Below are 26,472 nucleotides of genomic sequence, written 5' to 3' on the forward strand. Positions count from 1 at the left end.
GAACCCCTCCCGTTAACTTATGCGTGGTTAAATATACAAAATTCTTTATCGAAGTGGTTGATGAATCGCAAATCCATCTCCAATAGGTAGGATAATTGTGGAATAGTTTGGAAATTTAACCAATTGATTAAGGAATAATTTAAGAAGATTCGTGCTCCTTTTGTACTTATCGGGTATCTCCTCTTCGTCTTTTGCAACGAGACCTCTGAACAGGACGTTGTCGAAGATGGCGATACCCCTATCGGATAGAAGGGCCTCAACTTTATAGATGTAGAACGGGTACTCTCCTTTTGTTGAATCGATAAAGATGAGGTCATACTCCTCCCCCGCCGACAGCGCCTCCCTCATAAACTCGAGGCCGTCGGCCAGAACGGTTTCTACGGGGGCGTTTGCCCTCTGGAAGAAGCTCTCTGCAGTTTTTAGCCTCTTCGGGTTAGAGTCTACGGTTGTAATGGAGCTTTCGGGGCTGGCAAAGTGGATGGTGAGGGTGCTGTAGCCTATTCCCGTTCCCACCTCGAGAACTTTTCGGGGTTTGCGGAGCTTTACTATGAGCCTCAGTAGCTGTGCTGCTGAGGGGAGCAGGATGGGAACTTTCTCCCTTGTTGCCAGCTCTCGAAGTTCTCTGAGTATGGGCTCTTCGCTGTTAAAGCTGTTGCAGAACTCTTCTACGTCCTGGGGTAAAATTTCGCTTAGGTTCCTCCACCTCTTAAATTCCATTTACAGATATTCTACTACTTTTATGGAGGTTTTTATGAAGACTGCAATTCCCGTTGTTGAGGATAGGGGGCTTGACTCACCGGTGGCCCGTTCGTTTATAGAAGCTCCCCTCTTCTTCTTGGCTTCTGTTGAGGGGAGTGATTTGAGGCTTGAGCTTTACGAGAACCCGGCAAAGGACGAGCAGGAGCTTCTTGAGCTTCTACTCTCTTACGGCGTTAAGCGGGTTGTCGGCAGGGAACTTCCCCCCAAAACCGAAGAGGGGCTTAAACTCTACGGTGTAGAGGTAGTTAAGGAGGAGTACCCTACGCTGGCTAAGGCGTTGGAAGCGCTCTTTTCTTAGCTCCACTCTTTGCCGCTTTTCACTTCTACTGTCAGCGGAACCGACAAGTTGGCTGCTCCCTCCATTACCTGTTTTACTTTGGCGGCTACCTCCTCTTCTGCCCCTTCTGGGGCTTCGAGTACGAGTTCATCGTGTACCTGGAGTATTATGTAGCTGTTGAGCTTTTCCGCCTCCGGCTGCAGGTTTACCATGGCCATCTTCATAATGTCGGCGGCGGTTCCCTGGATTACTGTGTTCACTGCGGCCCTCTCGCCGAAGCTCCTCTTGTGGAAGCTCTTCTCTTTAAGCTCCGGCAGGGGCCTTCTCCGGCCGAAGGCCGTTTCTACAAACCCCTTTTTGTAGGCTTCTCTTACGGTCTCTTCAATGAACTCTCTGACTTTCGGAAACTTCTGGAAGTAGCGCTCTATGTAATCTTTTGCCTCCTGAAGGGGGATTGAGAGCCTCTCTGCGAGGCCGTGGGGGCTCATCCCGTAGATGATGCCGAAGTTGACGGTTTTTGCAACTCGCCTCTCTCTATCGGTGATTTGCCGGGTGTGGAACAGGTGCTTTGCCGTTTCGGTGTGGATGTCTTCCCCCTTTAAGAACGCCTCTATCAAGTTCCTGTCCTGAGACAGGTGGGCCAGTATTCTCAGCTCTACCTGAGAGTAATCGGCCCACACCAGAGTGTAGCCTTCGGGGGCCCTGACGGCTCTCCTCACCCTGAGGGAAAGGGGGTCTGAAACGGGAAGGTTCTGTAGGTTCGGCTCTGCCGAACTGAGCCTGCCGGTTGCCGTTCCTGTCTGGATAAAATTGCCGTGCACTCTTCCGGTTTCGTCTATTCTCTTTAGGAGGGCCTTTACAAACGAGCTGAGGAGTTTCGATAGTTTCCTGTAGTCCAGTATGTGAACCGCTATTTCGTGGCCTTCGAGTGCGAGGGTTGTCAGGGTCTCAACGTCTGTTGAGTAGCCTGACCGGGTTTTCTTTACCGGCTTGAGCCCGAGCTTTTCGAACAGCACCTTCGAGAGCTGTTTCGGCGAGTTCAAGTTGAACTTCTCGCCTGCCAGCTCGAAAATTTTGGTCTCCACCTCGGAAATCTTCTCCTCCAGCTCCCTCTCGAGTTCCATTAGGGCCTTCTCAGAGAAGGGAACCCCCCTTTTTTCCATTTTGTACAGAACGTAGCTTAGGGGGTGCTCCACCTCGGCGTAGAGCCTGTAGAGTCCCTCCTCTTTGAGCTTTTTCTCTACCTCTTTGCCCGCCTTTATACCGTGGTGTAGGTGGACGGGAAGCTCAACTTTTGCTCCGAGGAGGTTCCCTATTACCTGCTCCGGGGAGTAGTCCTTGAGTAGGGGGTTCAGCAGGTAGTAACCCAGTGAGATGTCGAAGGTCTTTAACTTTTTGAGCTCGGCTCCTACGGTGTGGTAGAGCTCTTTCAGGTTGAACACGTAGAGTTTGTTGCCCCTTGCGAGGGCTGGAAGCTCTCTCGGGCTTACTTTCGAGAACTTGCCGTCGGCGGCTACGTAAATCCCACCCTTTACCTCTGCCGTGGCAACCTCTTTGGGCAGAAGGTCGGCTGTGAGCAGCGATTTAATCTCGTCTGCTTCAACCTCCTCTCCCTCTTGGAGCGGAGGGGAGAACCGGATGTTGGGGAAGAGCTTCTCAATCTCTCCGTACAGGCTCCTCATCTGGAGCTTCTCTATGAGCTTCCCGAGGCACTCGCCGTTTGGTTCCTTCAGGAGAAGCTCCTCAAGCGCCACATCTACAGGAGCGTTTGTCTCTATCCTGGCAAGCTCCCGACTTTTAAAGGCCGACTCCCTGTGCTTCTCCAGCTTTTCCCTCTGGCCTTTAGGGAGTCTGTCGAGGTTTTCGTATATACCCTCAAGGTTTTTAAACTCCCTTAAAAGCTTTAGGGCCGTTTTCTCCCCTATCCCCGGAACTCCCGGTATATTATCCGTTCTGTCTCCGCTCAACCCGAACAGGTCCGGTACTGTTTCGGGCTCTATGCCGGTTTCCTCCTTAAAGGAGCTGTAGTCTATCCACTTTGCCTTCTCCTTACCTTTCGGAGGTACCAGAATCGAAACCCTCGGGGAGAGCAGCTGCTTCATGTCCTTATCGGAAGTTACAATTACAACCTCAAATCCCTTTTCCTGAAGCCTTTTGACGAGCGTTCCTATAATGTCGTCTGCTTCGTAGCCCGGGAGCTCCAGCACCTTAACCCCCAGGCATTTTAGAAACTCCTTAATGTAGGGAAGCTGAACCTTAAAGTCGTCGGGGGTGGGTTTCCTGTTGGCCTTGTAGTCCTTTGAAATCTCACTCCTGAACGTTTTCCGGCCGGCGTCGAACGCCACCGCACAGTAGCGGGGTTTCAGCTCTCTGAGCATTTTTAAAAAAAGCCTTGCGAAGCCGTAAACGGCGTTTGTGGGGAATCCGTCGGTTGTCGATAGCCCTTTAATGGCGTGGTAGGCTTTGTAGGCCAGCCCGGTGCCGTCGAACAGGAAAACCCTATCCATACTACTCTCCCATCTCTTTCGATATGAGGTTGAAAGCGTTCGTGACGGAGCCTGCACCTAAAGACAGGAACACATCTCCCGGCCTTAGCACCTTTGCCATTAACTTGCAGGCCTCCTCAAGGCCGCCTGCGTAAACGGCCTTGCATTCAGAGGCCAGCTTCCTGGAGTCTATCCCCTCTATCGGCTCCTCCCCTGCCGGGTAAATATCGCACAGGAACAAATTCTCAAACCCTTTGAGGGTCTCTACGAACTCTCTCCACAGGAGCTTCGTTCTGCTGAACCTGTGGGGCTGGAAGAGAACCACCACCCTTCTATTCGGGAATGCGCTCTTTATCGCCTCGTAGGAAGCCTTTATCTCCGTGGGGTGGTGGCCGTAGTCGTCGAAGAAGGTTATCCCCTTCACGGTGCCCTTTAACTCCATCCGTCTGCTTGCGTTCCTGAACTGCCCGAGGGCCTCTGCCGCTTCCTTAAAAGGAACTCCGGTTTCCAGGGCAACGGCTATAGCCCCTAAAGCGTTAAGGACGTTGTGTTTACCGGGAACGTTGAGCCTTACCTTCCCGAGCTTTTTCCCCTTATACCTAACCGTGAAAATAGAGCTGAGCCCTACCTGAGTTACCTCCTCTGCGGTAAAATCCGCCCCCTCAAACCCGTAAGTCTCTTTCCTCTTGTACACTTTAGGAGAAATCTTCCTGACCCTTGGACACTCGATACACAGAAAAACCTTGCCGTAGAACGCCACCCTGTTTGCAAAGGCCGTGAAGGCCTTATCTATCTCCTCGGGTGAGCCGTAAAAGTCAAGGTGGTCGTTGTCTACGTTCGTTATCACCGATAGGGTGGGAGTTAGCTTCAGGAACGTCCCGTCGCTCTCGTCGGCCTCAATAACTATCCACTTGCCGCTGCCCAGGGCGGCGTTATCACCTCCCAGGAAGGGGAGCCTCCCGCCAACGAGGATTGTAGGCGACGTGCCGGCCGAGTGGAGTATCGTGGCTATCATAGAGCTGGTTGTGGTTTTTCCGTGGGTTCCCCCTACGGCTATACCCTCTTTAAGGCGCATGATATCCGAAACCACATCTGCCCTGGGAATCACTGGAATCCCGAGCTTTTTGGCCTCCACTATTTCCGGATTCGAAGGCTTTACCGCCGAGGAGTGTATAACCACGTCGGCCCCTTTAACGTTTTCCGGGCTGTGACCGATGAAGACCTTTATACCCCGCTCCTTCAGTCTTTTTACTATGGGGCTCTCTCTCAGGTCCGACCCTTGAACGCTGTACCCCTTTTCGTTGAGTATCAGGGCAATGCCCGACATCCCTATTCCGCCTATTCCTACAATGTGTATCCTCAACTGAGGCCTCCTTTGAGGGCTGGAAGGTATTATAATTCTCCGCCGTTGGGGGGATATCTCCGAAGTGATAAGATAGAACAAGGGGGGAAACATGTCAGTTCTCGTTACAGGCGGTGCCGGTTTTATAGGCTCCCACCTTGTAGAGGTCCTACTTTCTCAGGGAAGGGAAGTGGTAGTTCTCGACGACCTCTCTACCGGAAAGCTTTCCAACCTTCCCGACTCTTCTTCCCTGGAATTTGTAAAGGGCTCTGTTACAGACGAAGAGTTGGTGAGGCGGTTATTTGAGGAGTTTAACTTCTCTTCGGTCTTTCACCTTGCGGCCGTTGCCTCCGTTCAGCGCTCCGTTGAGGAACCCCTTTACTGCCACAGGGTTAACTGCGATGGAACCCTTTACCTGCTTCAGTCTGCGGTAAGTAGGGGGGTGAAGCGTTTTATCTTTGCCTCATCTGCGGCCGTTTACGGAGACCTCCCCCAGCTTCCCAAAAGGGAAGAGATGCCGGTGAGCCCTCTTACCCCTTACGCAGTTGATAAGTACGCTTCGGAGCGTTACGTTGTAAACTCCTTTCGGCTCTACGGCTTAGAGGGTGTTGCACTGCGCTTTTTCAACGTGTTCGGGGAGAGGCAGGACCCGTCTTCTCCCTACTCGGGGGTCATCTCTATTTTCATAGACCGGGTAAAGCGTTACTTAACTGGAGAGCCTGTAACCGTAGATATCTTCGGAGACGGTAGGCAGACCAGGGACTTCATCTACGTTAAAGACGTGGTTTCGGCCCTCCTCATCGCCGAAGAGAGGGGCGTTCCGGGAGAGGTCTACAACGTGGGAACGGGGAAGGAGACTTCACTGCTTGAACTCCTTGACTACATAAGGGATATTGTAGGTACACTTCCGGAAATCCGCTTCCTTCCCGAGAGGCCGGGTGATATTAAACGCTCGGTTGCAGACATATCGAAGCTTGAAAAGCTCGGCTTTTCCCCTCGGTTTTCGGTTAAAGAGGGTCTTTCCAATCTGATTAGGGAAGTTTTGATTCAGAACTAAGTTAAAAAACCTTTATATTTGAGGTGGTTATGCGTATCCGTCCGCTCTTTGCGTTCCGTTTTCTCCTCCTTTTCTCACGTTCGTGCCCTTTTTTCCCTATTGGAAGGTTGACTCTTTTAAAATATTTAAACATATCTAATGCCTCATTTAGTTAGAATACGCTCAACCTGATAATAAACAAACTTCGTGGGGGAATCGGGGTTCACCGCTGCTATCTTTATATTTAGTTAAACATTAAACTTCCGGAGGTTAGCCATGAAGAAGTTTTTAGCTATTGCATCCGTTGGGTTACTCTTTTCCGGGTGTGCGACCGTTGTGACCAATACCTCTCCCGTCACTCAAGTTAAGCGCCAGGTTTGCGTCATAGTCCCCTTTGATAACTACTCCGAAACCCCTCTGGCAGGTAAAAGGGTAGCTGCCATCGCTTACGGAGTTCTGCGCTCTAAGGGGTACAAGGTTATCCTCCTCGAGAATGAGGTTCCCAAGTCTGAGCTTCAGCGTTTCGACTGTGTAATAAGGGGTTCTGTAAACGAGTGGCGTTACAAGGTTGGGATAGACGGAGAGCCTGCCGTCAGCGTTACCTACATGGTTGAGAACCCGAAAACCGGCAGGACTTACGCGTCCGGAACCCTTTCTGCCACCGAATGGGGCAATAAGTCCCTCGGCGTTCTGACCCAAGAACTCTTTAGGAAGGCTTTCTAAGATGCTGTTTAGGGACCTGGGAGTAAAGTTCGTCCTTGTTGAGGTTGTTTTCTTCGTTGTCCTGTTTACTCTTGTGGGTCACTACTTTAACCCGTCGGACCCCCTTTACCTGACGGGGCCCATAAGTCCGGTCTTTCTGCTCCTCCTCGTTATAACCCTCTACTACGGTTTGGCCTACGGTATTGTTGCCTTTATCGTGGAGGTGTTGTTGGCCAAACTGCTCTACCCCAACTTCCCACTGAGGACGATACTGTGGCACCTGCTTAACGTTGTGGTTGTAGGTGAGTTCCACTACTTCTGGAGCAAGAAGATAGAGATTCTCCAGGAGAAGAACGATTACTTTCAGGATAAGCTCCGCCGTTTCGCCTCCGACTCTATGATTCTTAAGCTATCTCACGACCAGCTTGAGAAGCACTACCTTGTAAAGCCCGTGAGCATACGTAGCCTTGTTGCCCAGGTGAAAGAGGCCCTTATGGGGCGTTCTCAAGGTGATAAGGGCCCTTTCCAAGTCCTCAGGGATATACTCGATGCCGCCTTTTACGTTCAGAGCGGCGAGCTCTACAGGTACTCCAACGACTCTTTCCACTCGATTCTCGCCGTTGGGCCGTCGGAACCTTTGAACCTTGAAGACCCCCTTGTGAGGAAGGCCCTCGACTCAAGAGAATCGGTTTTCCTTTCGGAGATTAACGGTAACTCTTCCTACCTTGCGGTTATCCCGGTTTACAGCTACGTTAACGACGATAGGCTCCTGGGCCTTTTTGTCCTCAGGAAGATTCCCTTTAACTACTTGAACTCCGATACTGTTCTCTCGCTGAGCGTTATCCTCTACTGGTTCCTCAACGAGGTTGAGAGGCTCTCAAACCTTAACCCGGTTGAGCTTGCAACGTTACCTCTCTCTTACGACTTCCTGAGGGAGGTTGTTATCCTGAAGAAGCTCTACTCCAGGCTCAAGGCCGATAGTACGGTTGTCGTTTTTAAGCTGCCCCACCCTTCAGAGGATTTCGGGTTCTTCCTTAAGGAGCGTTTACGGGCTGTAGACTTTATGGATTCGTTCAGGGGTAACGGTAGCGATTACTACTTTGTTCTCCTTCCCCTCTCCGATGCGTCGTCGGCTAAGGGCTTCCTCGATAGGATAGCCAGGGATTACGAGAGGACGTTCGGTTCCGATGAGCTTCCTCCCTACAGGGTCCTTAAGGTTGACGACGCTATAGAGGAGAAAATCCGCTCTGTGGTGGGTGTGTAGAATGGAGTTCATAGTAAAGGCCTTTGTTTCTTTAATTCTTCTCTTTGCGGCCTTTGTTGTGACCCTCTTTCTGTACTCGCCGCTGGTTTTTATCGGCGTTCACTTCGTTCTCTCTTTGGTTACTTCGCTGATTATCTTCCTGTTCCTTCCGAAGCGCTACTCGAGAAGGCTTGTGAATTTCCTCGGAATATTCCTCTCCATATTCCTCCTGCCGGTTATCGGGTACCTGCTCTACATTCCGCTTTTCCTGATTGTTCTGAGGTTCCAGAGGGAAGAGGAGCCTTTGGGCTTAGAGAAGATACCGGTTGAGGAGCTTACCCTCGAAAAGGTGAGGGTGGCTCCCCGCAGGTACGGGGAGTCGGTTGTTAGGTTCCTCTCGCAGAAGCCGGAAGCCCTTAAGGAGGATGCCCTTGTACTCCTTGAGGAGCTTGGAACTCCTTCTGCAATAGAGATAGCAAAAAAGGCCCTGCTTAACGGTGCCGATGAGGTGCGCCTTGCCGCTTTCTCGATAGTCTCCAGGCTTGAGGGGCGCTTGAACGAGCGGATAGCCCGTTTGAAGGAGCGCTTCTCGGTGGCCTCTTCCGAGGTTGAAAAGGGAAAGCTGGCCAAAGAGATAGCCCAGAGTTACTGGGAGCTCCTCTACTACAACCTTGTAGACGATGAGCTTAAGAAGTTCGTAATAGAGGAGGCCCTCAGGTGGGCCCAGGAGTCGGTTAAGAGGATAAAAGACCCGGAGACCTTCTTCCTCGTCGGTAGGCTTTTCTTAAAGTACGGCAAGAAAGAAGAGGCGTATCCCTTTCTCCGCAAGGCTTACATATCGGGAGACCCGGTTACGAGGAAGCGGGCCATTCCCTACCTTGCCGAGGCAGAGTTTGAGAAGGGGAACGTAGAGAGGGTGAAAGAGCTCTTCAGTGAGCTTCCCCTTTCCCTCCACCCGGATGTTGTGTTTATGAAGAACTTCTGGCAGGGGAGGAAAGTTGTTTAAGCCCGACGTTCTTATAGTTGCCGAGGGAACCTACCCCTACATCAGGGGAGGTGTTTCTGCGTGGATTGACTCTTTAGTGAGGAACCTTAAGGAGTACAGTTTCGGAGTTTTCTTCATAGGAAGTCGCCGTGAAGATTACGGGGAGCCGGCCTATACGTTCCCCGATAACCTCACCTTCTACAGGGAGATTTTCCTGTTTGAGGAGAGTGAGCTTCCTCCTCCCGCCCCGAGGAAGTTCGACGAGGAGCTCCTCCACAGGGTGAGAACGCTTCACGACTACCTAAAAACCGACTACGATGAGGTTCCCTACCCTGCCGTTGACCCTGAGACTTTTACCACCGTTATCGAGGAGGAGGAGTTCCTTTACGGCAGAAGCTCTTGGGAGTACATCTGTGAGGCGTGCATAAAGTACGCCGGCGAGCTCCCCTTTGTAGATTACTTCTGGTCGGTGAGGAACTCCCACCTGCCCCTGTGGAGGGTTGCCACAAGCGTTGGGGAGCTGCCCAGTGCCAACTTGGTCCACAGCCCTTCTACCGGTTATGCCGGCTTTGTGGCGTCGATGTTGAAAAACAGTCGGGGGATTCCCTTCGTTCTCACAGAGCACGGTATTTACACAAGGGAGAGGAAAATAGACATCCTCAGCTCGGAAACGTTTACAAAGCACCGCTACTTCTTCCAGAGGGAGTACGGTGAGATAGATTACTTCAAGAAGATGCTTATCAACTTCTTCTACAGCTTGGGAAAAATAGCCTACCTCTCTGCAGACGTCATAATCTCCCTCTTCGATAAGGCCCGAGAGGCCCAGATATCCCTCGGGGCGCCGCCCGAGAAGACGAGGGTTATCCCCAACGGTATAGACGTTTCACAGTTTGAGGAGGTGAGGGCCGTTAAGAGGAGGAAAAACGTTGTGGCCCTCATCGGCAGGGTGGTTCCCATTAAGGATGTGAAAACCTTCATTAAAGCCGCCAGAATAGTTGCAGATAAGATAGACGACTTTGAGGCTTGGATTGTAGGGCCTACCGACGAAGACCCTTCCTACTACGAAGAGTGTAGGCGGCTTGTCTCGGTTCTGAAGCTCGACGGAGTTGTCAAGTTTACCGGCTTCCGTCCCGTGAAGGAAGTCCTCTCCCAGGTTAAGGTTGCAACCCTTACGTCGATAAGCGAGGGGATGCCCCTTGTAATACTTGAATCGTTCGCCGCCGGAGTGCCGTTTGTTGCCACCGATGTGGGGGCGTGCCCTCAGCTGATAAACGGCGGGCTCTCCGAGGAAGACGTTGCCCTCGGAAGGGCGGGCAGGGTGGTTCCCGTTGCAGACCCGGCGGCAGCCGCCGAAGCCTACGTGGAGCTCCTTACGAAACCGCAGTTGTGGAGCAGGTGTAGCGAAACGGCGTTTAACAGGGTGAGTCGCTTCTACAGTTTCGACTCTTTCCTTGAGAGTTACCGCTCCATATACGAAGAGTTTATTCGGGTAAGTGTTTAGGGGTGTAGCCGATGGCAGGTATCAGTTTCGAACTTAGGAAGCTCCTTGCAAAGAGGAGCTTCTCGAGTATAGTAGCCTCTTTCTTCTACTCTACCGCCCTTGCTGCGGGGCCGTGGGTCATTTCGATTCTCGCCATAATATTCGCAGGGGTGTGGGTTGCCCAAATTACCGGAGATGTGACCAACGTCAGGACATCCCAGGTTATTATCACCTACATAATGGCCTTGAGCCTTATAGCCTCCGGTCCGTTTCAGCTTCTTTTCAGCCGTTACGTTTCAGATAGGCTCTTTGAGAAGCAGAGCGACAGGGTCCTTCCGAACCTGCTCGGTGCCCTCATACTCAGCATGTTCTTGGGGCTTTTCGTCTCGCTGCTCTTTCTGAGGGGATGGCTCTTTGAGCTTTCGCCTCACTTGGTTATCCTGTTTACTGTGACAACCGTTTTCGCCTCTTCCTTCTGGGTTGCGAACACGTTGCTGACCTCCCTTAAGAGTTACAAGTACATCCTGTTCTCCTTTGTCTTCGGTTTCCTGCTCATGGTTCTGTTGGCGCCCTACTTTCAGGAGTATTCCGAGTACGGCTTCCTCTACGCTTACGCTATAGGCTTTCTCGTTGTTTACTTCCTGCTTCTTGCCGCCATATTCAGGGAGTTTCCCTCTAACAGGCTTTTGGAGTTTGACTTCCTGAAGAGGAACAGGGTTTTCTACTCCCTTGCCCTGTCGGGGCTCTTTTACAACCTCGCAATCTGGATTGATAAGTTTGAGTTCTGGCACTCCAAGGTTACCGGCGTTACCATCTTGGGGCCGTTTAAGGCTTCGTTTATTTACGACATTCCGATGTTCCTCGCTTACCTCTCCATAGCTCCCGGTATGGGGTTTTTCTTCCTGAAGCTCGAGGGTGAGTTTGCTCAGCACTACCAGCGCTACTACGACGCCGTAAGGGAGGGTGAGACCCTCATAAGAATCTTTGAGATAGGCTACGACCTTATCAACTCAGTAAGGACTTTCGTTCAGGAGGTTTTAAGGATTCAGGCCGTTACTCTTGTGATTATCTTCCTGCTGGAAGTGGGGCTCTTTAAGCTCTTTCGCCTCTCTCTGGTTTACATCCCGCTCTTTAACATACTGGCCGTTGCAACCTCCCTTCAGCTACTCTTTATAGTTGTGTTGTCTCTGCTCTTTTACTTCGATTTAAGGCGTGAAGCTCTGATTTCTACGGCCATCTTCCTGGTGACAAACGCCCTTTTTACCTACGTTACTCTTCACCTCGGTCCCTATTTCTACGGTTACGGGTTCCTCTTCTCTCTGCTGGTTTCGTTTGTTGTTGCCCTGATATTCTTGAGGAGGTTCCTCTACGATGTTCACTATAAGACTTTTATGTTTGCTTAGCCTGTTTCTGTCGCTCTTTTCCGGTGCTGCTTTGGGAGGAAAGCCGTCGGTTGCCTTCTTCTACGGCGACGTGCCGGATGAGCTGCTCTACGCCTACGACTGGGTGGTTGTTGACCCGAGCGTTTTCACCCCCGAAAGGGTCTCCGAGCGGTTCTACTTAAAAAAGAGGGCTAAGCTCGTTGCCTACTTTAGCACCGGAGAGGTTTTAAAGAGTCGGCTCCAGAGCCTTCCGGCCGGCTGTGTAATCGGTGAAAACCCGGTTTGGCATACGGCGGTTATCGACCTCAGGAAGCAGAGCTGTTTTGAATACCAGCTTCAGAAGGCCGAGAGCCTCCTTTCGTTCTACGACGGCCTCTTCCTCGATACTTTGAACTCCTACCAGCTCGTTCTGCCTAAGAGTGAGTGGGCCGGTTACGAGTCTGCTGAAGTAAGACTGATAAAGGCCCTCAGGGCCCGGTATCCGAAGAAAATCCTCCTTTTAAACGGTCAGTTTAGGATAGTCGGTAAGGTTAAGGGAGAGGTTAACGCTTTCGTTACCGAGTCCCTCTTTTCCGGTCTCGGAAGGAACCTCTCTTACGTTAGCGTCCCTCGTCGGGAGCAGACGGTAAGGCTTACCCTCCTTAAGCGGATAGCGGGGTGGATGCCCGTTGTAGTTGTGGATTACATGGAGAAGCCCAGGTCTGCCGCTGCAAGGGAGCTTGCCCGGAGGATAATGGGGCTCGGCTTTATACCTTGGATAACAAATAAGAGCCTTACCGCCCTCGGGGAGGGTGTTTACCACCTGTTTAACAGGAAGATACTGCTCCTTTACGACCCGAAGCTCTCTTCCGCCTCCAACTCCGACGTTCACAGGATAGTTCAGACGCCCCTTGAGTGGCTCGGTTACGCTCCCACTCCCGTTCCCATAACCAGCCTTGATGACTACCTGAAGACCCACTACCTGCCCAAAGGGGTTGTTGTATGGAACTTCAGGCCGGAGCTTTCCGAGAAGCTTACAGAAGAGCTCCTTGCCCTGCGCTCTAAAGGAGTAAAGGTGTTCATTATGGATATCAGCTCCTTTACGGACTCCCAGCTGAAGAGGCTCGGCGTTAAGTCTTTCCCCAATAAAAAACCCTTTGCTCCGTTGAAGCTCGTTTACCACTTTAAGGGCTACCCTTTTGAGGTTAAGGCCTATCCGACTCCCACCGATACCTTTGTGGTTCCCGAGGGTAACTACAGGGCCCTTTTGGAGTTCGTCAACCCCTTGGGGCAGCGCTTTGTTCCTGTAGCCGTAACCGACTGGGGAGGCTACGGCTACAGCCAGTACCTTGTAAAGGACATGTTCAACGACGTCCTCTGGGTTTGTAACCCCTTTGTCCTCTTCAGGGAGGTTTTCGGCTCTCTCCCCCTTGTGCCCGACGTAACTACTGAGTCGGGAAGCCGGATACTCACGGTTCACCTCGACGGCGACGGCTTTGCCGATAAGTCTGCGGTTGTTCCCGGAGAGTATACGGGAGAGGTGTTGAGGGATAAGATTTTCAAGGTCTTTAAGGTTCCCCATACCGTTTCGGTTATAGTGGGAGAGCTCGACCCTCATGGCCTCTACCCGGATAAGGCGGAAAGGCTGATGGCCGTTGCCCGCTCTATATTTGCTCTACCCAACGTTGAGCCTGCAAGCCACACCTACTCCCACCCCTTTAACTGGTGGGATATATACCTTATGAGCCTCGGTAAGAAGCTTCCACCTCCCAACCCTAAGGAGCTGCCCTACGGCTACCACCTGAACATTCCCGGCTATACGAAGGTGAGCATCTCCAAGGAGATAGACTACTCTGTTCACTTTATAGACCGTTACCTTACTCCACCCGGGAAAGAGGTTAAGGACTTTCTCTGGTCGGGGGATTGCGACCCGCCTGCACCGGTTGTAAAGAGGGTTTACGACCTGAAGCTCTACAACGTAAACGGCGGCGATACCACCATAAGCGACACCTTTCCTTACCTGTGCAGAGTTTCCCCCATGGGGATAAACAAGGCCGGTTACTTCCAGGTTTACGCTCCCTTCCAGAACGAAAACGTTTACACAAACGAGTGGACCGTTAAAGACGGCTACTTGAGAGTCATATCCGGTTTTAAGCTCACCGACTCTCCCAGAAGGTTAAAACCCATTTCGATTTACTACCACTTCTACTCCGGAGAGGACCCGAGTGCCTTTAACGCTCTGAAGGCCGTTTACAGGTGGGCACTCTCTCAGGAGGTTGTTCCCCTTTACCTATCTCAGTACGCTCAGAGGGTTCTTGAATTTAGGGGTACGGCTGTTGCCTCCTTTAACGACGGCAGGCCCGGTTTGGTTGTCTGCTCTGCCGGTTCTTTAAAAACTGTTCGGATTGATAGTGGCAGCGCTCCTTCCGTTTCGGCCTCTCGGGGAGTTGTAGGTTACAGGCGTATTAACGGTTCGATTTACGTTACCCTGTCTCCGGAAAAATGTAGGGTATTGCGCTTTGGCGGCGGCAGTCCGTTCAGGCTTGTTCGCTCCAACGGCGTTGTTACTTCCTTTGACAGAAAGGGAGACGGCTATTTCCTATCGCTTAAGAGCGAGACAGACGGCCTTGAGGCCGTTTTTGACGTTTCCCCTGCTTGCAGTGTGAAGGTCCTTTCCAAGGGTGCAAAGGTAAGAAAAGAGGGGGAGGTTTTAAAGGTTGAGTCTCCAGAGAAAGAGGTTAGACTGGAAGTCCATTGCAAGGGTTAAGGTTTTCAGTTTCTGGGAGATACTGGCCTTTGTGGTTTTCGTTTTGTTTGTGGCCTATCTCCTCTTTCCGAAGGGGAAGATAGAGGAGTTTTTCGTTGAGGACCCCAACTACAACTACCCCCTTGCAAAGTACTACGTTGAGAGCGTTCTTGCCCACTCTAAGAGCCCCCGGCTCGTTTTTACTCTGGTGGAGAAGAACTTGTCGGTTGGAGAGTTCGGCAGGGCTTACGACCTGCTGAACAGGTATGCCGGCATTTTAAACGCTCCCGGCTACAGGGATAAGTTCTTCGCTCTGAAGTTGAAGGCCCTTTTGGGGCTTTACTCCACCGCAAGGCCCGCCGAGAAGGAGCTCTATAAGGAGAAGGTTGTTGCACTGCTTAAGAAGCTGCTTAACAGCGGCGGGGTTTCAAGCCTTGAAGCGGTTTACTCAACCGCTTTAACCATAGGGGCCCTTGATGTTGCAGAGAGTGCTGCCTATAAGCTTGCCCTTTTAACCGGGGAGGAGCGGTGGCTCCGCAAGGCCATAGACCTTGCATGGGCCGAAGGGGATACTTCCACCCTTAAAGGGCTTTTGGAGCTCTGTCTTTCCAGGTGTCGGCTCTCCGATGCCGACTTGAAGAAGTTCTTTACCGTGGCGCTTCAGATTAAGGATGAGAAGCTCTACACTGAGGTTGCCCGTAGGCTCATCGATAGGGGTGTTTTTACCTACCAAGACCTGAAGAAGCTAATAGATGTTGAGCTTGCAAAACGTAACTATCGGGGGGCCCTCGACTTCTGTAGGGCCTTTTTAAAACGCAACGGCTCGTTTAAGGTCCTCAAGGAGTGTTTGAATCTTGCAATGTGGTCGGGTAACAGAGGTGTAGTTGAGGAGTTAATCAGGGAGAACCTCGGCCGTTACACCTCGAAGGATGCCCTCTCTTTCTTCCTGAAGGTGGCCGTTGCCCAGAACTTAAGGCGGCTCTCTGTGGAGCTTGCCGATAGGCTGTTGAAGCAGTACGGAGGAGAGAAATGAGGAGAGTGCTTATTGCCGCTTCCCTGTGGCTGGCTCTTACCGCTCCCGCCTTAGGGAAGTTCTACTCCATTCAACTTGTTACCACCAACTCCTACGGGAGGGCGGAAGCATTTTTAAAGAAGTTGCCCCCGGCTATAAGGAGAAAGGCGTTTGTCTACAGGACAGACTCGGGGTACTACACGGTCAGGTACCTTGTTTCACCTACGGTTAGGGCTTTAAGGGAGAAAGTTACCGAACTTGAAGAGCTCGGGATAAAGAGTTACTCATTCGTTGAAACCGATGTGAAAAAGCTACGGGGAGCAGGGCAGAAACCTGCCGGTGAAGTTTCTGCCCCTTCCGTTCCTGAGAAACCGGAAGAGAGCAGGCAGGGCCATGTGGGCCTCGATTTTCTCTACTCCGTTTACCTGGGTAACGGAGACCTAAAGGGGGCGCTAAAGGTTGCCCAACTCGCCGTAAAACGCCACCCAGACAGTTTAAAGTGGTGGAAGAGGCTTGCTACCGTGGCCGTGTGGCTGAACAGGCCGAAAGTGGCCTTGAAAGCTTACAGGGAGCTTGTTTTTAGGTTCCACCGCTACGAGTATGCTCGGCCCCTTTACTCTGTTGCCCTTGCGGTGGGAGACTTTGAAACTGCCCTTAAGAGTGTGAAGTTCCTTGTAGCTTCCGGGGAAGGAAACGTTGACTATACTGATATAGTTGACCTCTTCCACAGGGTCGGTCGGCCCGAGGAGGGGGCCGACTTTTTGGTTGAGCACTTTTCCAATAACCCCGATGCCCTTCATCTTGCCTTTAATATCTACTGGTACAGGGGAGAGCTTCAAAAGGCGTTAAAGGTCCTCGACCTTATACAGCAGAGGTTCGGCCTATCCCCTGAGGACAGGCTCGCAAAGGCAAGGCTCCTTTTTGCCATGCACAGGCTTAAAGAGGCCCTTGCCACCTTAAAGGAGGAGTGGCGGAAAGTTAACAGCGTAGACTACCTGAACACTCTGGAGTCTCTGAGCTGGAGCCTCGGCGACTTTAAAACGGCTGTAGAGGTTGCCGAAAGGCTCATAGAGCTCGACAAGGCAGATGAGACCGACTTTACCCGCGTTATCTACTATTACTACTACAGGGAGCCCGAGAGGGCCGTTAAGTACGCAAAGCTCGGATTTGATAAGTTCGGTAAACCTGACTTCTTTGCCAACTATCTCTTCCTGCTTGCCTCCTTGAAGCAGTGGGACAAGGTGGTTGAGTCGGTGGACTCCCTGCCCGACAGGCTGAGGAGGAGGCTCCTTGCCGACCCTACTATCGGCCTCACCTACGCCTCCGCCCTTGTTAAGCTGGGTGAGAAGGAAAGGGCACGGCGGCTGCTGTTCAGCTACCTCAACGGTAACCCATCGCCCGACGTTCTGGCCGAGCTTATCTATCTCAGTATAGATATGAAGGACTACCCCACCGTGGAGAGCCTTGTCAGAAGGTACAAAGATTACTGTAGCCAAGTTCCGGAGGCCTTTGCTGCGGCTTATCTCTTCCTCCAGAACGGTAAGAAAGCCTTAAAGTGTTTTAGCCTGATAAAAACCAAGAACCCCAACTTGCTCCTTACAGAGGCCGATGCCCTCGAGCTCTACGGCGACGTTCGAAGGGCTTGGACCCTGCGTTTTAGAGTTTACAACTACACCAAGAAGCTCATAAAAAAGGGAGTTCACTCCCCCGACGTTGTTGAGGCCTACCTTCGCTCTTCAATCTTTTACCAGCCTGCAGACAGGTTTGAGAGGGAGTTCCTGAGGCTTAAGCGTTACCTCTCGAAGGAAATCGCAAGGGATATCTACCTTACCTACCTCCTCTATAAGGGGCGGGAGAGTGAGACCGCCTACCTTTGGAAGCGAAAAGATGAGGAGCTTGCGCCCTGGATGAAGCTCACCCTTGCCCTCTACTGGGAAGACAGGTACCTGATGAATAGGCTTGTGAAGCTCTACCTTCCCATACTTCCCATCAGGGATAGAGTTACGGCCCTTGAAGAGGTGGGGGAGTTCGGCAGGGCTTTTTGGATAGCCGTTAAGGGTATGGATGAGAACCCCAAAGACGCCGAGCTTATGAAGCAGTTTAGAGACCTTGTTGTAGATAAGGCTTCCCACTACTACCTTGAGCTTACCGATTACGGCGTTAAGGGGGTGAACCTCCTTTCCCTCTCTCAGGATTTAAGGTTGCACCTTACCGGAAACTACTACCTGAACGTTAAGGATACCTTTAGATACGACATCTCTCGGGGGAACGTTTTTGACACCAAGAGGGGGTTGAACAGGATTTCTGTTGGCCTTGAGCGTCTGCTCGACTACAACAGGTCGCTCTTTGCCGGTGTAACTGTAGTTAGGGGGGGAAGCCACACTTTAGGTGGAGGTTACTTAGGGTACACCGCTCAGCTCTGGCACCAGTCTACGGCCACGCTTACCCTGTTTAAGGGTGAGCTGACAGATGAGTCCTTCCTGAGCTCCTTAGGAGTTGTTCGAAGGGGGGCACAGCTTGAGTTCACCTTCCCCTTCTACAACAGGCTCTCCCTTTTCACTTCCCTCTCCTATAACAGGTACTACTCCCTCGACGGCAGTTACGTAGGTAACAGTAGAAAACTCTACACCGAGCTCTCTTTTCAGGAGCGGAGTCAGTACCCCGACTATAAGTTCCGCCTCTTTTTAAACCTTAACAGCTACTACGAGACCGACCATACGGGAACCTACGTTGACAGGCTCTCGGGTAAGGAGAGGGAGAATGTTCTGCCCAGCGGCTTTTACTCTTTAGGCGTTGGTGTTAACTGGGGCTTTGACCACAGGGACTCTTTTATAAAGAGCTGGAGGCCCTACTTCGACGGCTCTGTAAGCTACAACAGCCAGTACGGAGCCGACTGTTCACTTGTGGTAGGTGTAGGCGGCAGGCTCACGAGGAAGGATAACTTTCACGTGGAGCTGGGAACGTTTAACAGCTTTAACGCTTTGAACTCCTGGGGCTGGATTCTCAGCTCCGGGTATAGAAGGTGGTTTTAGCCGTTTTGAGAGCTATATTTGTCTCCCTGACTCTTTAATGGAGGTTTAAGTTGCCTATTCTCCTTGAAGGTATTTACGACGGTAAAAAACTTCAGCGGGAGCTGAAGAAACTCGGCTTGAGGAAGGGAGACGTAAGGGAGGTTTTCATAGCCAACGGCAAAACTCTCATTTACCTGAAGGATGAGAGCCTGTGTAGTATTTACTCCGACTTTGTTCCCTCTGAGGAGGAGGCTGAGGAGATAAAGAGGGTTCACCTTTACGTTGAGAGGTTTAAGTACCTTATCGACGTTGAACGGCTTGCAGAGATAGAGGCCCAGGAGGAGGAGATAAGGAGGCTTTCAGGCAGGGAGAGGGAGCTTCTGGGCCGTGCCATTCTCGACCTTAAGGGAACCAAGGCGGGAACAAAGTTTCACCTTCACCTTGTTCGGTTCTGGAGGGAAAAACCCATAGAGACGGAGATAACCACAGGCGACATAGTTCTTGTTAGTAAAGGTAACCCCTTAAAGAGCGACTTACTCGGCACAGTTGTAAGGATTACGGAGAAAACCGTAACCGTTGCGTTTGATAACCGCCCTCCAAACTGGGTTTACAAGAGAGGGGTTCGGATAGACCTCTACGTTAACGACGTTACTTTCAAGCGGATGGAGGAGAACTTAGAGGAGCTCAGGCACGCCAGCGGCCGCCAGCGTGAGCTTCGAAACACCGTTATAGGCCTGAGAGAGCCGGAACATTTTACCGAGATACCCTTTGAACCTGTTGACTCCAGGCTCAACGAAACTCAGAGACTTGCCGTTTCAAGGGCTTTAGGTTCTCCGGACTTTTTCCTCATTCACGGCCCTCCCGGCACAGGGAAAACCAGCACTATTACCGAGCTTATCGTTCAGCTTGTAAAGCGGGGTGAAAAGGTTATAGCCACTGCCGACTCCAACATTGCCGCAGACAACATACTCCTCAACCTCTCCAAGTACCCGGATTTGAAACTGGTAAGGATAGGTCATCCTGCAAGGGTTCTGGAAGAGCTTGAGAGGTTCTCCATTTACGCCCTCTTTGAAGAGCACCCTAAGGCTCAGAAGGTAAAAGAGGGGTGGGAGAGGGTGAAGGAGCTTATAGAGAAGCGGGACCAGTTTACAAAGCCCGTTCCCCAGCTCCGCAGGGGTATGAGCGACGATGAGATTGTTTACTTCGGCAAGAAGGGAAAGAGCTTCCGCGGCGTTCCCAAAAAGCTCATGCGCTCCATGGCCGAGTGGATTTTGGCGAACTACGAAATAGATGTGAGGATTAAGGCCCTAAAGGAGATGGAGACCCACATCTTCAGGGAGATAATCGCCGATGCCGACGTTGTAATCTCCACAAACTCCATGGTGAAGTCGGAGCTCCTTGAAGGTTTCCACTTTGACTCTGCCGTTATAGATGAAGGCAGCCAGCAGGTTGAGCCCTCCACTTTGATACCCATAGCCCGGGCCAACCGTTTCTTCATTGCCGGCGACCATAAGCAGCTTCCCCCCACTGTGGCGAGTGAAGAGGCCAAAGAGCTTGAGAGAACCCTTTTTGAGAGGCTCATCTCTACCCACGGCGAGCTCTCCTCGATGCTGCGGGTTCAGTACAGGATGAACGAGAAGATAATGGAGTTCCCCAACAGGGAGTTCTACGAAGGTAAGCTCGTAGCCGCCCCGGAGGTAAAAGAGAGAACCCTTGCAGACTTCAACCTTGAGGCGCCGAGGAAGTTTAAGAAGGTCCTCGACCCTTCCGTTCCCCTCGGCTTTATCGATACAAGCTCTATAAACGCCTACGAGTTTCAGCCCGAAGGTTCCACCTCTTACGAGAACTACGAAGAGGCCAAGATAGCCGTTGAGGTGGCCCTTGAGCTTCACCGTATGGGCCTCGACAGGAGGGAAATCGGCATTATCACCCCTTACGCCGCCCAGGTGAAGCTTATAAAGCAGCTCCTTGCAGAGAGGGAGTTTAAGGTTGAGGTTAACTCCGTAGACGGCTTTCAGGGGAGGGAAAAGGAAGCCATAATCGTCAGCTTCGTTCGCTCCAACGACGAAGGGGAGATAGGTTTTCTGAAGGACCTTCGCCGGCTCAACGTTGCCATAACGCGCCCCAGGCGAAAGCTGGTTGCCATTGGGAACACGAAAACCTTAAGCAGCCACTCCACCTACAGCCGCTTCATAGAGCACGTAAAGAGGGAGGGAGAGTTGGAGAGGGCCTAAGCTACTCCCTCTCCTCCTCTGCGTAGTTTATGAGGGTTCCTATTCCCTCGATTTCCACTTCCACCCTGTCTCCCGCCTTCAGGGGCCCGACTCCCGGCGGGGTGCCGGTTGCTATAACGTCTCCCGGCAGGAGAGTCATAATCTGTGATATGAACGAAACGAGCTCAAAGGGCGAGAATATCATGTCGCTGGTGTTTCCGCTCTGCTTTACTTCGCCGTTGACCCTTGTGGTTATCTGGAGCCCCATCGGGTCTATGTCGGTGTTGAGCCATGGGCCGTAGGGGGCAAATGTATCGAACGACTTTGCCCTTGTGTACTGGCCGTCTTTTCTCTGAAGGTCCCTTGCGGTTACGTCGTTAAAGCAGGAGTAGCCTAAGATGTAGTCGGGGGCCTCCTCCGGGGAGACTTTTCTGCACTTCCTCCCTATTACTACGGCGAGCTCCCCTTCGTAGTCTACCCTGCTGGACATTTTGGGCAGGAATATCCGCATTTTGTTGGCTATAACCGCCGTGGAGGGTTTCATGAACAGCAGGGGCTCTTCCGGAACCTCTTTGCCCATCTCCTCGGCGTGTGCCCTGTAGTTGAGGCCTACCGCCACGATTTTGGAAGGCCTTGTAGGTGAGAGAAATTTCACCTCCTTAAAGGAGACGGTTTCATCAAGCGGAGTAACGCCCTCCATGAGCTCAGAGACCTTTGTCTCCTTAACGGGAACTATCTCCCTCCCCTTAACTATCCCGTAGATTGTCCTCTCACCCCACTTAAATCTCCCTATCTTCACCCTCTCCTCCTCTTAAACCACGGCTACTGCAAACATTTTACCACTGAGGGCCACCCTCTCTCCCTCCTTTACCGGCTCTACGTGCGGGGAGAGAACCCTCAGCTCGAACTCTTCTGCGAAGAGGTCTACAACCGTTAGTTGTCTTCCTTCTACCTCTTCCGTGCCCAGGGCGGTTACTATGCCGACCACGCTGTAGCTTCCCTCACTCGAGAGTATGCAGGTGTCGAAGAGCTCTTCGGGGCGGGTTTTAAACTCCTTTATCAACCTTTTGGCCTCCTCTTCCCCTACCTCCCTTTCGAGTTTTTCAACCGCCCGGGGGTTGCCCTTTACCGCCATTTTAAGCACTTCTCTGTTCTCGTCGGCAATCTGGTCGAAGTGGGTAAGGGGCGGTATTCTCTTGACTTTTCGGGAGTAGATGGAGAGGAGAAGCTCTATCTCGCCGGAGAGCTCCTGGGGGAGTTGGCAGAGGTTGCACAGCTCGAAGAAGAAGCTCGTTCCGGTTGTTACCTCAACAGCCTCGCTCAGCAGCGTAAACTCGTCGAAGGAGTTTATTTTGAAGTTAAAGTCTTCAAAGGTGTACAGAACACCCGCCCTGTATCCGAGGTAACAGCCTAAAGGTTTTTCCTCTTCCCGGGAGAAGAAAGAGTCCCTTTTCTTCTCCAACAGGTAGAGGTAGGTTGAGAAGTTCTCGTCGATTTCGGCGTGGCGGCAGATGAGCTTTTCCTGGCTGTCGAGTAGGTCTTCGAACACGAAGTGTTTTACTTCTACCGTTTCTCCCTTGGACTTTTTGCACAGTTGGGGCGGAAGCTCCAGAATACTGAAACTCTCGTCCATTAACTCTCCCAATTGAGTTAACGGGGGCCGATGCCCCCGGGAATTTAATACTGGTCGTGTATCTCCAGCTGGTTGAAGAAGAACGGAATCTCGTAGGCGGCAGACTCGGGGGAATCGGAGGCGTGAACGGCGTTCCTGCCTACGTCTGTTCCGTACTTCTTCCTTATTGTTCCCTCGGCTGCCTTTGCCGGGTCGGTTGCACCGATTATCTCCCTTACCCTTGCTATTGCGTTCTCACCTTCGAGAACCATCGGAACGCACGGGCCGGAGGACATAAAGTCGGTAAGTTCATCGTAGAAGGGCCTCTCTTTGTGGACGATGTAGAACTTCTTTGCCTGCTCCTTTGTGAGGTGAACCATTTTTATTGCAAGGAGCTTCAGGTCGTTCTCCTGGAGTATCCTTACAATGTCTCCCACTGCGTTCTTCTTCACGGCGTCCGGCTTTACTATAACCAGAGTTCTCTCAACTGCCATATTCTCCTCCTCCTTGGGATTTGCCCTGTATTATAACCTTTCTAACAGACTGCAGGTAGTTGTGCGCCAACCGTGTTGGTTCCGGAAGCCTGTACTTGGTGCAGCTTGAGAGCACCAGCTCGGCCGCTTCCTCCGGAGTTACTAAGTGACCCGGAGAGACGTAAACCGGTTTAACGTTCCTTTTGGTCCTTAAGGCGTAGCCGAGTACCGTGCCCGTTTTCGGGTCTGTGATGGGAGAGCGGCATCCCCTTTCCCTGCAGGGCTCTTGGAACTCCCCGTAGAGGGGCTTTTTGGCGCACCCTACCGTGGGTATTCCCGTTACCACCCCCAGGTGTGAGGCTATTCCGAGTTTTCTGGGGTGGGTTATTCCGTGGCCGTCCACCACGATAAGGTCGGGGGTGTGTTTCAGCCTTTTCAGCGTTTTTAAAAGGAGGGGAAGCTCTCTGAAGGCCAGAAAGCCGGCCACGTAAGGTATCTCTACCTTAAGGGTTTCGTAGTGCTTTTCTACAACCTCCAGTTCCGGGTAGGTTAAAACCACAAATGCCCCTATTCCCGTGGTGGGGTTTTTAAAAGGGTCTAAAAACGTTAAGTCGCATCCGGCAATGAGTTTCGGTTCCCTTGTAAGGGGCGTTATTTTCACCTTTTCAGCCAGAGCTTTCTGGGCTTTAGCCGCTTTCTTAAAGGAGAACTTCAACTTTCCACCCTCCCCAGGAGGAACAGCCCAACGGCCCCAAATAGCAGGAGCGGAGCGAAGGCTGCGTAAAGGGGCGGAAGGACCTCACTCTTCCCCAGGCTCAGAAACAGCGATACGGTAATCCACATAGATACAACGATTATTGCCGCAAGCAACACCGTGTAGCCCTTTTTATTCCTCGGGTTGTAAACCCCAAAGGGTATTCCGATTATCGCCGTTATAACCGGAAGCAGCCCGAGTGCCAGCTTTGAGTAGAGCTCCACCCTGAGGTAGTTGGTATCGTAGTTGAGCTTACTCAATCTCTTTATGGTCAGGAATAGCTCTAAGAGCCCCATTGCCTCCGGGTTGTTTACCGACAGAAGTAGCTCCTTTACGCTTACCCCCAAATTTATAGGAAGCGTTTCCTTCTCAGTGCTCTTTAGCTCTTTAAAATCCCTTACAAAGACTTCCCTGAGAAGCCACCTACCCCCGCCCTTGTAAATGGCCTCTTCTGCGTCTATTCTCCCCGTAGGCGAGAAGTCTTTAACCTTTATTATGCTTACCCGCTCCGCCCTCTTGTTTTTTGGCAGGAGCTCCCAGAAGAACACAAAATCTCCTGCTCTGTCCTTGAACCACACGCCCGGAACCTTTTGGGGGCCGTTTGTCACCTCTTCTCCGGCCTTAAGGGCAATCTCCGTTGCCCTTTTAAGGCCTGCCGGCAGTAAGGTCTCCTGAACGGCCACGGAGGCTACCGATGCCAGCACTCCGAGGATAACGAGGGGAGCCGAAAACCTGTAGGTGCTTATGCCCAACGCCCTTGCAACTGTAAGCTCGCTGGTTTCGGAAAACCGAGAGAGCGTAACCATAGTGGCTATGAGAGTGGCTATGGGAATAACCCTTACTCCGTAGAGGGGAAGCCTCCCCAGGATGTATGCGGCCGCCCCCGACGCTCCCACCTTGGAGACCATGTTGAAGTGGCTTACAAAGTCTATAACGGCAAAGAGGGTGAGAAACGTGGTCAGTGTCAGGAAGAAGAACTTGACCCCTTCGGAGAAGACGTATCTGTCGAGCTTCTTTATCACCACCGCGCTCCAACGTTTATCCGAATGCGCTCGCTTACCGCCAGTTTATAGAGTAACAGAGCCGCCGCACCGAATACCACATCGGGCAGAAGCGCCAAAAGGGGTTGCCCGGTTTTCAGGGCAACCTTCTTAGAGAAGGTGTAGAGTATGTAGTAAAGCACGATGAGAAGGAGGCTAATCAGAACTCCCACACCTATGGAGCCTCTGGGAATTGAGACCGCTATGGAGAATCCGATTATCCCCACTATCAGCGAGGCAAACGCCAGTGCGGTTCTCTTTACAACGGCAACTCTGGCCTCTTTATCCCTCTCTTTGAGGAGCTGGAATAGGGTTTTGTATTTGGCTGCCTTGAACCTCTCTTTTCTGGTGAACTTGTAGAGTTCAACCGTGTAGCTCTTGAACTTTATGAACTTGAACTCTTTCGGTTTTTTCCAGTCTACAACTTGGGCACTGCCGTCTTCTATGTCGAGGAAGACGGTGTCTCCCTTTGTCCTCAGGAAGCCCCTTCTGCCGAAAGCTGTTACGAGTTTCTCCTTCTTCTGTAGCGACGCCATGAAGTTTACAAGGAGCCCCTTTTCCGGGTAGAGCTTCTCAACGTAAAACGTTACACCGGGGAAGTTGCTGGAAAACCTCTTCTCTGTGATACTCAAGGTTATCTTCTTCCTCAGGAGCTCTTCCAGCTCCCTCTTCATTGCAACGTTGCTCTTTGGGGCAAGGAACATAAGTGAGTAGAAGGAGAGGAGCGAGAATATGAGGCCGAGCAGGAAAACCGGTTTTGACAGCTCTTTCAGGCTTATGCCGCACGATTTTGCGGCCGTAAGCTCGTTGTTGCTGTTCATCCCTATGAACACTATAACAACCGAAAGAACGAAGGACATCGGAATCACTATCCCGAGGAACGCCGGTAGCCCTTTGGCAAGAACCGAGAGGAAGTCCAGGAAGGAGACCCCTTTCCCGAGGACGGTTTCTGCTATGGTCGATGCCCTGTCCATCAGGATTACAAAGAGGAAGAGGGCGGAGCTGAGGGCCGCCACCCGGGTGATTTCGAAGGCTATGTACCTGTGAAGGACCTTCATTTCACTTTCTTCATATACTTGTACCAGTCGACCACAATGGCGCTTGCGATGAATATCGAGGAGTACGTTCCCACGGTTATTCCGACCAGGAGCACAAATGCAAAGTCGTTTATAACGCCTCCGCCGAAGAGGTAAAGGCACAGAACTACGAAGAGGGTTGTCAGGGAGGTTATGATTGTCCTTGAGAGGGTTTGATTGATACTGTCGTTAACTATCTCCTCGAAGGGCTTGCTCCTTAAGTAAACCTTCATGTTCTCCCTGATTCTGTCGTAAACTACTATGGTGTCGTTGATGGAGTAACCTATAACCGTTAGGAGCGCCGCTATAACCGGGAGGCTGAACTCCCTTCCCACGGCCATGAAGACGCCGGTTGTGGCCAGTGCGTCGTGGATGAGGGCCAGTACGGCTCCCACGGCAAAGATGAACTCAAAACGCCAGGCAACGTATATAAGGATGCCTATTAGGGCGTAGATGATGGCCATTATCCCTTTTTCGCGGAGCTCTTTCCCTACGGTCGGGCCTATCATCTCAACTTTCAGAATCGTTACGCCACTTTTAAAGTGCTCTTTGAGCTTCCGCCGTATTGTCTCTACCGTTTTGTTGGTATCTCCCGTAGCCGGGGCCTTTATCATGAACTCGTTCTCCCCTTGAACGTTCTGAACGGTCACACCTTCTACGCTCCCTTTGAAGATTTCCCTTATCTTCCCGGTTGTTATCCCCGGCTCTTCCACCTTAACGAGGACGAGGACGCCGCCTGTAAAGTCGATTCCGAACTTGGGCCCCTTTATGAAGGCACCGTAGAGCCAGGTTCCCAGGATTAGTGTAAGGGAGAACAGGTATGCCCAGTAGCGTTTACCGATGAAGTCGAACTTTCTTTCCATC

General features: G+C 51.8%; 21 protein-coding genes. 11 read left to right on the forward strand and 10 right to left on the reverse strand.

Annotated elements, in window-relative coordinates:
* Positions 1–45: 45 nt before the first annotated feature.
* Positions 46–717 (reverse strand): O-methyltransferase, encoded by a 672-nt coding sequence (locus THEAM_RS04035; RefSeq protein ID WP_013537551.1) that lies wholly within the window; start codon positions 715–717, stop codon positions 46–48.
* Between the two features lie 34 nt (positions 718–751).
* On the opposite strand from THEAM_RS04035, the gene THEAM_RS04040 reads away from it, so the two are divergent.
* Positions 752–1,057, forward strand: a complete 306-nt coding sequence (locus THEAM_RS04040) for a NifB/NifX family molybdenum-iron cluster-binding protein (RefSeq protein ID WP_013537552.1) — start codon at positions 752–754, stop codon at positions 1,055–1,057.
* On the opposite strand, the gene THEAM_RS04045 is transcribed toward THEAM_RS04040, so the two are convergent.
* A complete protein-coding gene (locus THEAM_RS04045) occupies positions 1,054–3,543 on the reverse strand; it encodes a DNA polymerase I (RefSeq protein WP_013537553.1) in 2,490 nt (829 codons plus the stop codon). The two genes, THEAM_RS04040 and THEAM_RS04045, sit on opposite strands and share 4 nt — an antisense overlap.
* A gap of 1 nt (position 3,544) precedes the next feature.
* Positions 3,545–4,885, reverse strand: a complete 1,341-nt coding sequence (murC, locus tag THEAM_RS04050) for a UDP-N-acetylmuramate--L-alanine ligase (protein ID WP_013537554.1) — start codon at positions 4,883–4,885, stop codon at positions 3,545–3,547.
* 91 nt (positions 4,886–4,976) lie between these two features.
* On the opposite strand from murC, the gene THEAM_RS04055 reads away from it, so the two are divergent.
* From THEAM_RS04055 to THEAM_RS04100, 10 genes are all read left to right on the forward strand, one after another.
* On the forward strand, positions 4,977–5,921 hold the full coding sequence (locus THEAM_RS04055) for an SDR family oxidoreductase (RefSeq protein ID WP_013537555.1): 945 nt from the start codon (positions 4,977–4,979) through the stop codon (positions 5,919–5,921).
* A gap of 255 nt (positions 5,922–6,176) precedes the next feature.
* A complete protein-coding gene (locus THEAM_RS04060) occupies positions 6,177–6,623 on the forward strand; it encodes a lipoprotein (protein ID WP_013537557.1) in 447 nt (148 codons plus the stop codon).
* 1 nt (position 6,624) lies between these two features.
* Positions 6,625–7,866: a hypothetical protein gene (locus THEAM_RS04065; protein ID WP_013537558.1), complete on the forward strand. Its 1,242-nt coding sequence runs from the start codon at positions 6,625–6,627 to the stop codon at positions 7,864–7,866.
* Position 7,867: 1 nt separating this feature from the next.
* A complete protein-coding gene (locus THEAM_RS04070; protein ID WP_013537559.1) occupies positions 7,868–8,851 on the forward strand; it encodes a tetratricopeptide repeat protein in 984 nt (327 codons plus the stop codon).
* Complete coding sequence (gene pelF, locus THEAM_RS04075; protein ID WP_013537560.1) at positions 8,844–10,331, forward strand: GT4 family glycosyltransferase PelF; 1,488 nt, start codon at positions 8,844–8,846, stop codon at positions 10,329–10,331. Before THEAM_RS04070 ends, pelF begins: the two co-directional genes overlap by 8 nt.
* An 11-nt stretch (positions 10,332–10,342) precedes the next feature.
* Positions 10,343–11,713: an exopolysaccharide Pel transporter PelG gene (pelG, locus tag THEAM_RS04080; RefSeq protein ID WP_013537561.1), complete on the forward strand. Its 1,371-nt coding sequence runs from the start codon at positions 10,343–10,345 to the stop codon at positions 11,711–11,713.
* The gene (locus THEAM_RS04085) at positions 11,682–14,438 is read left to right on the forward strand and encodes a bifunctional glycoside hydrolase/polysaccharide deacetylase family protein (RefSeq protein WP_013537562.1); all 2,757 of its coding nucleotides are present in this window, start codon (positions 11,682–11,684) and stop codon (positions 14,436–14,438) included. The genes pelG and THEAM_RS04085 overlap by 32 nt, the downstream gene beginning before the upstream one ends.
* Positions 14,389–15,450, forward strand: a complete 1,062-nt coding sequence (locus THEAM_RS04090) for a hypothetical protein (RefSeq protein WP_013537563.1) — start codon at positions 14,389–14,391, stop codon at positions 15,448–15,450. The genes THEAM_RS04085 and THEAM_RS04090 overlap by 50 nt, the downstream gene beginning before the upstream one ends.
* Positions 15,447–18,461 carry a tetratricopeptide repeat protein gene (locus THEAM_RS04095; RefSeq protein ID WP_013537564.1) on the forward strand — a complete coding sequence of 1,005 codons (3,015 nt, stop codon included), beginning with the start codon at positions 15,447–15,449 and terminating at the stop codon, positions 18,459–18,461. The genes THEAM_RS04090 and THEAM_RS04095 overlap by 4 nt, the downstream gene beginning before the upstream one ends.
* A gap of 50 nt (positions 18,462–18,511) precedes the next feature.
* Positions 18,512–20,674, forward strand: a complete 2,163-nt coding sequence (locus THEAM_RS04100) for an IGHMBP2 family helicase (RefSeq protein ID WP_013537565.1) — start codon at positions 18,512–18,514, stop codon at positions 20,672–20,674.
* A gap of 1 nt (position 20,675) precedes the next feature.
* Here the strand turns inward: THEAM_RS04100 and THEAM_RS04105 are convergent, their stop codons facing one another.
* From THEAM_RS04105 to secF, 7 genes are read right to left on the reverse strand one after another with little or no spacing between them, the layout of a single operon-like run.
* Positions 20,676–21,452: a fumarylacetoacetate hydrolase family protein gene (locus tag THEAM_RS04105; RefSeq protein ID WP_013537566.1), complete on the reverse strand. Its 777-nt coding sequence runs from the start codon at positions 21,450–21,452 to the stop codon at positions 20,676–20,678.
* A gap of 12 nt (positions 21,453–21,464) precedes the next feature.
* The gene (locus THEAM_RS04110) at positions 21,465–22,286 is read right to left on the reverse strand and encodes a hypothetical protein (protein WP_013537567.1); all 822 of its coding nucleotides are present in this window, start codon (positions 22,284–22,286) and stop codon (positions 21,465–21,467) included.
* A 44-nt stretch (positions 22,287–22,330) separates the two neighbouring features.
* Positions 22,331–22,759 (reverse strand): nucleoside-diphosphate kinase, encoded by a 429-nt coding sequence (gene ndk / locus THEAM_RS04115; RefSeq protein ID WP_013537568.1) that lies wholly within the window; start codon positions 22,757–22,759, stop codon positions 22,331–22,333.
* A complete protein-coding gene (locus tag THEAM_RS04120; RefSeq protein WP_013537569.1) occupies positions 22,749–23,453 on the reverse strand; it encodes an endonuclease V in 705 nt (234 codons plus the stop codon). The genes ndk and THEAM_RS04120 overlap by 11 nt, the downstream gene beginning before the upstream one ends.
* Positions 23,450–24,514: an LptF/LptG family permease gene (locus tag THEAM_RS04125; protein WP_013537570.1), complete on the reverse strand. Its 1,065-nt coding sequence runs from the start codon at positions 24,512–24,514 to the stop codon at positions 23,450–23,452. The genes THEAM_RS04120 and THEAM_RS04125 overlap by 4 nt, the downstream gene beginning before the upstream one ends.
* Positions 24,511–25,590, reverse strand: a complete 1,080-nt coding sequence (locus THEAM_RS04130; RefSeq protein ID WP_013537571.1) for an LptF/LptG family permease — start codon at positions 25,588–25,590, stop codon at positions 24,511–24,513. Before THEAM_RS04130 ends, THEAM_RS04125 begins: the two co-directional genes overlap by 4 nt.
* Positions 25,587–26,471: a protein translocase subunit SecF gene (gene secF / locus THEAM_RS04135; protein WP_013537572.1), complete on the reverse strand. Its 885-nt coding sequence runs from the start codon at positions 26,469–26,471 to the stop codon at positions 25,587–25,589. Before secF ends, THEAM_RS04130 begins: the two co-directional genes overlap by 4 nt.
* Position 26,472: the final 1 nt, after the last annotated feature.

Source organism: Thermovibrio ammonificans HB-1 (assembly GCF_000185805.1).
Lineage (GTDB): Bacteria > Aquificota > Aquificia > Desulfurobacteriales > Desulfurobacteriaceae > Thermovibrio > Thermovibrio ammonificans.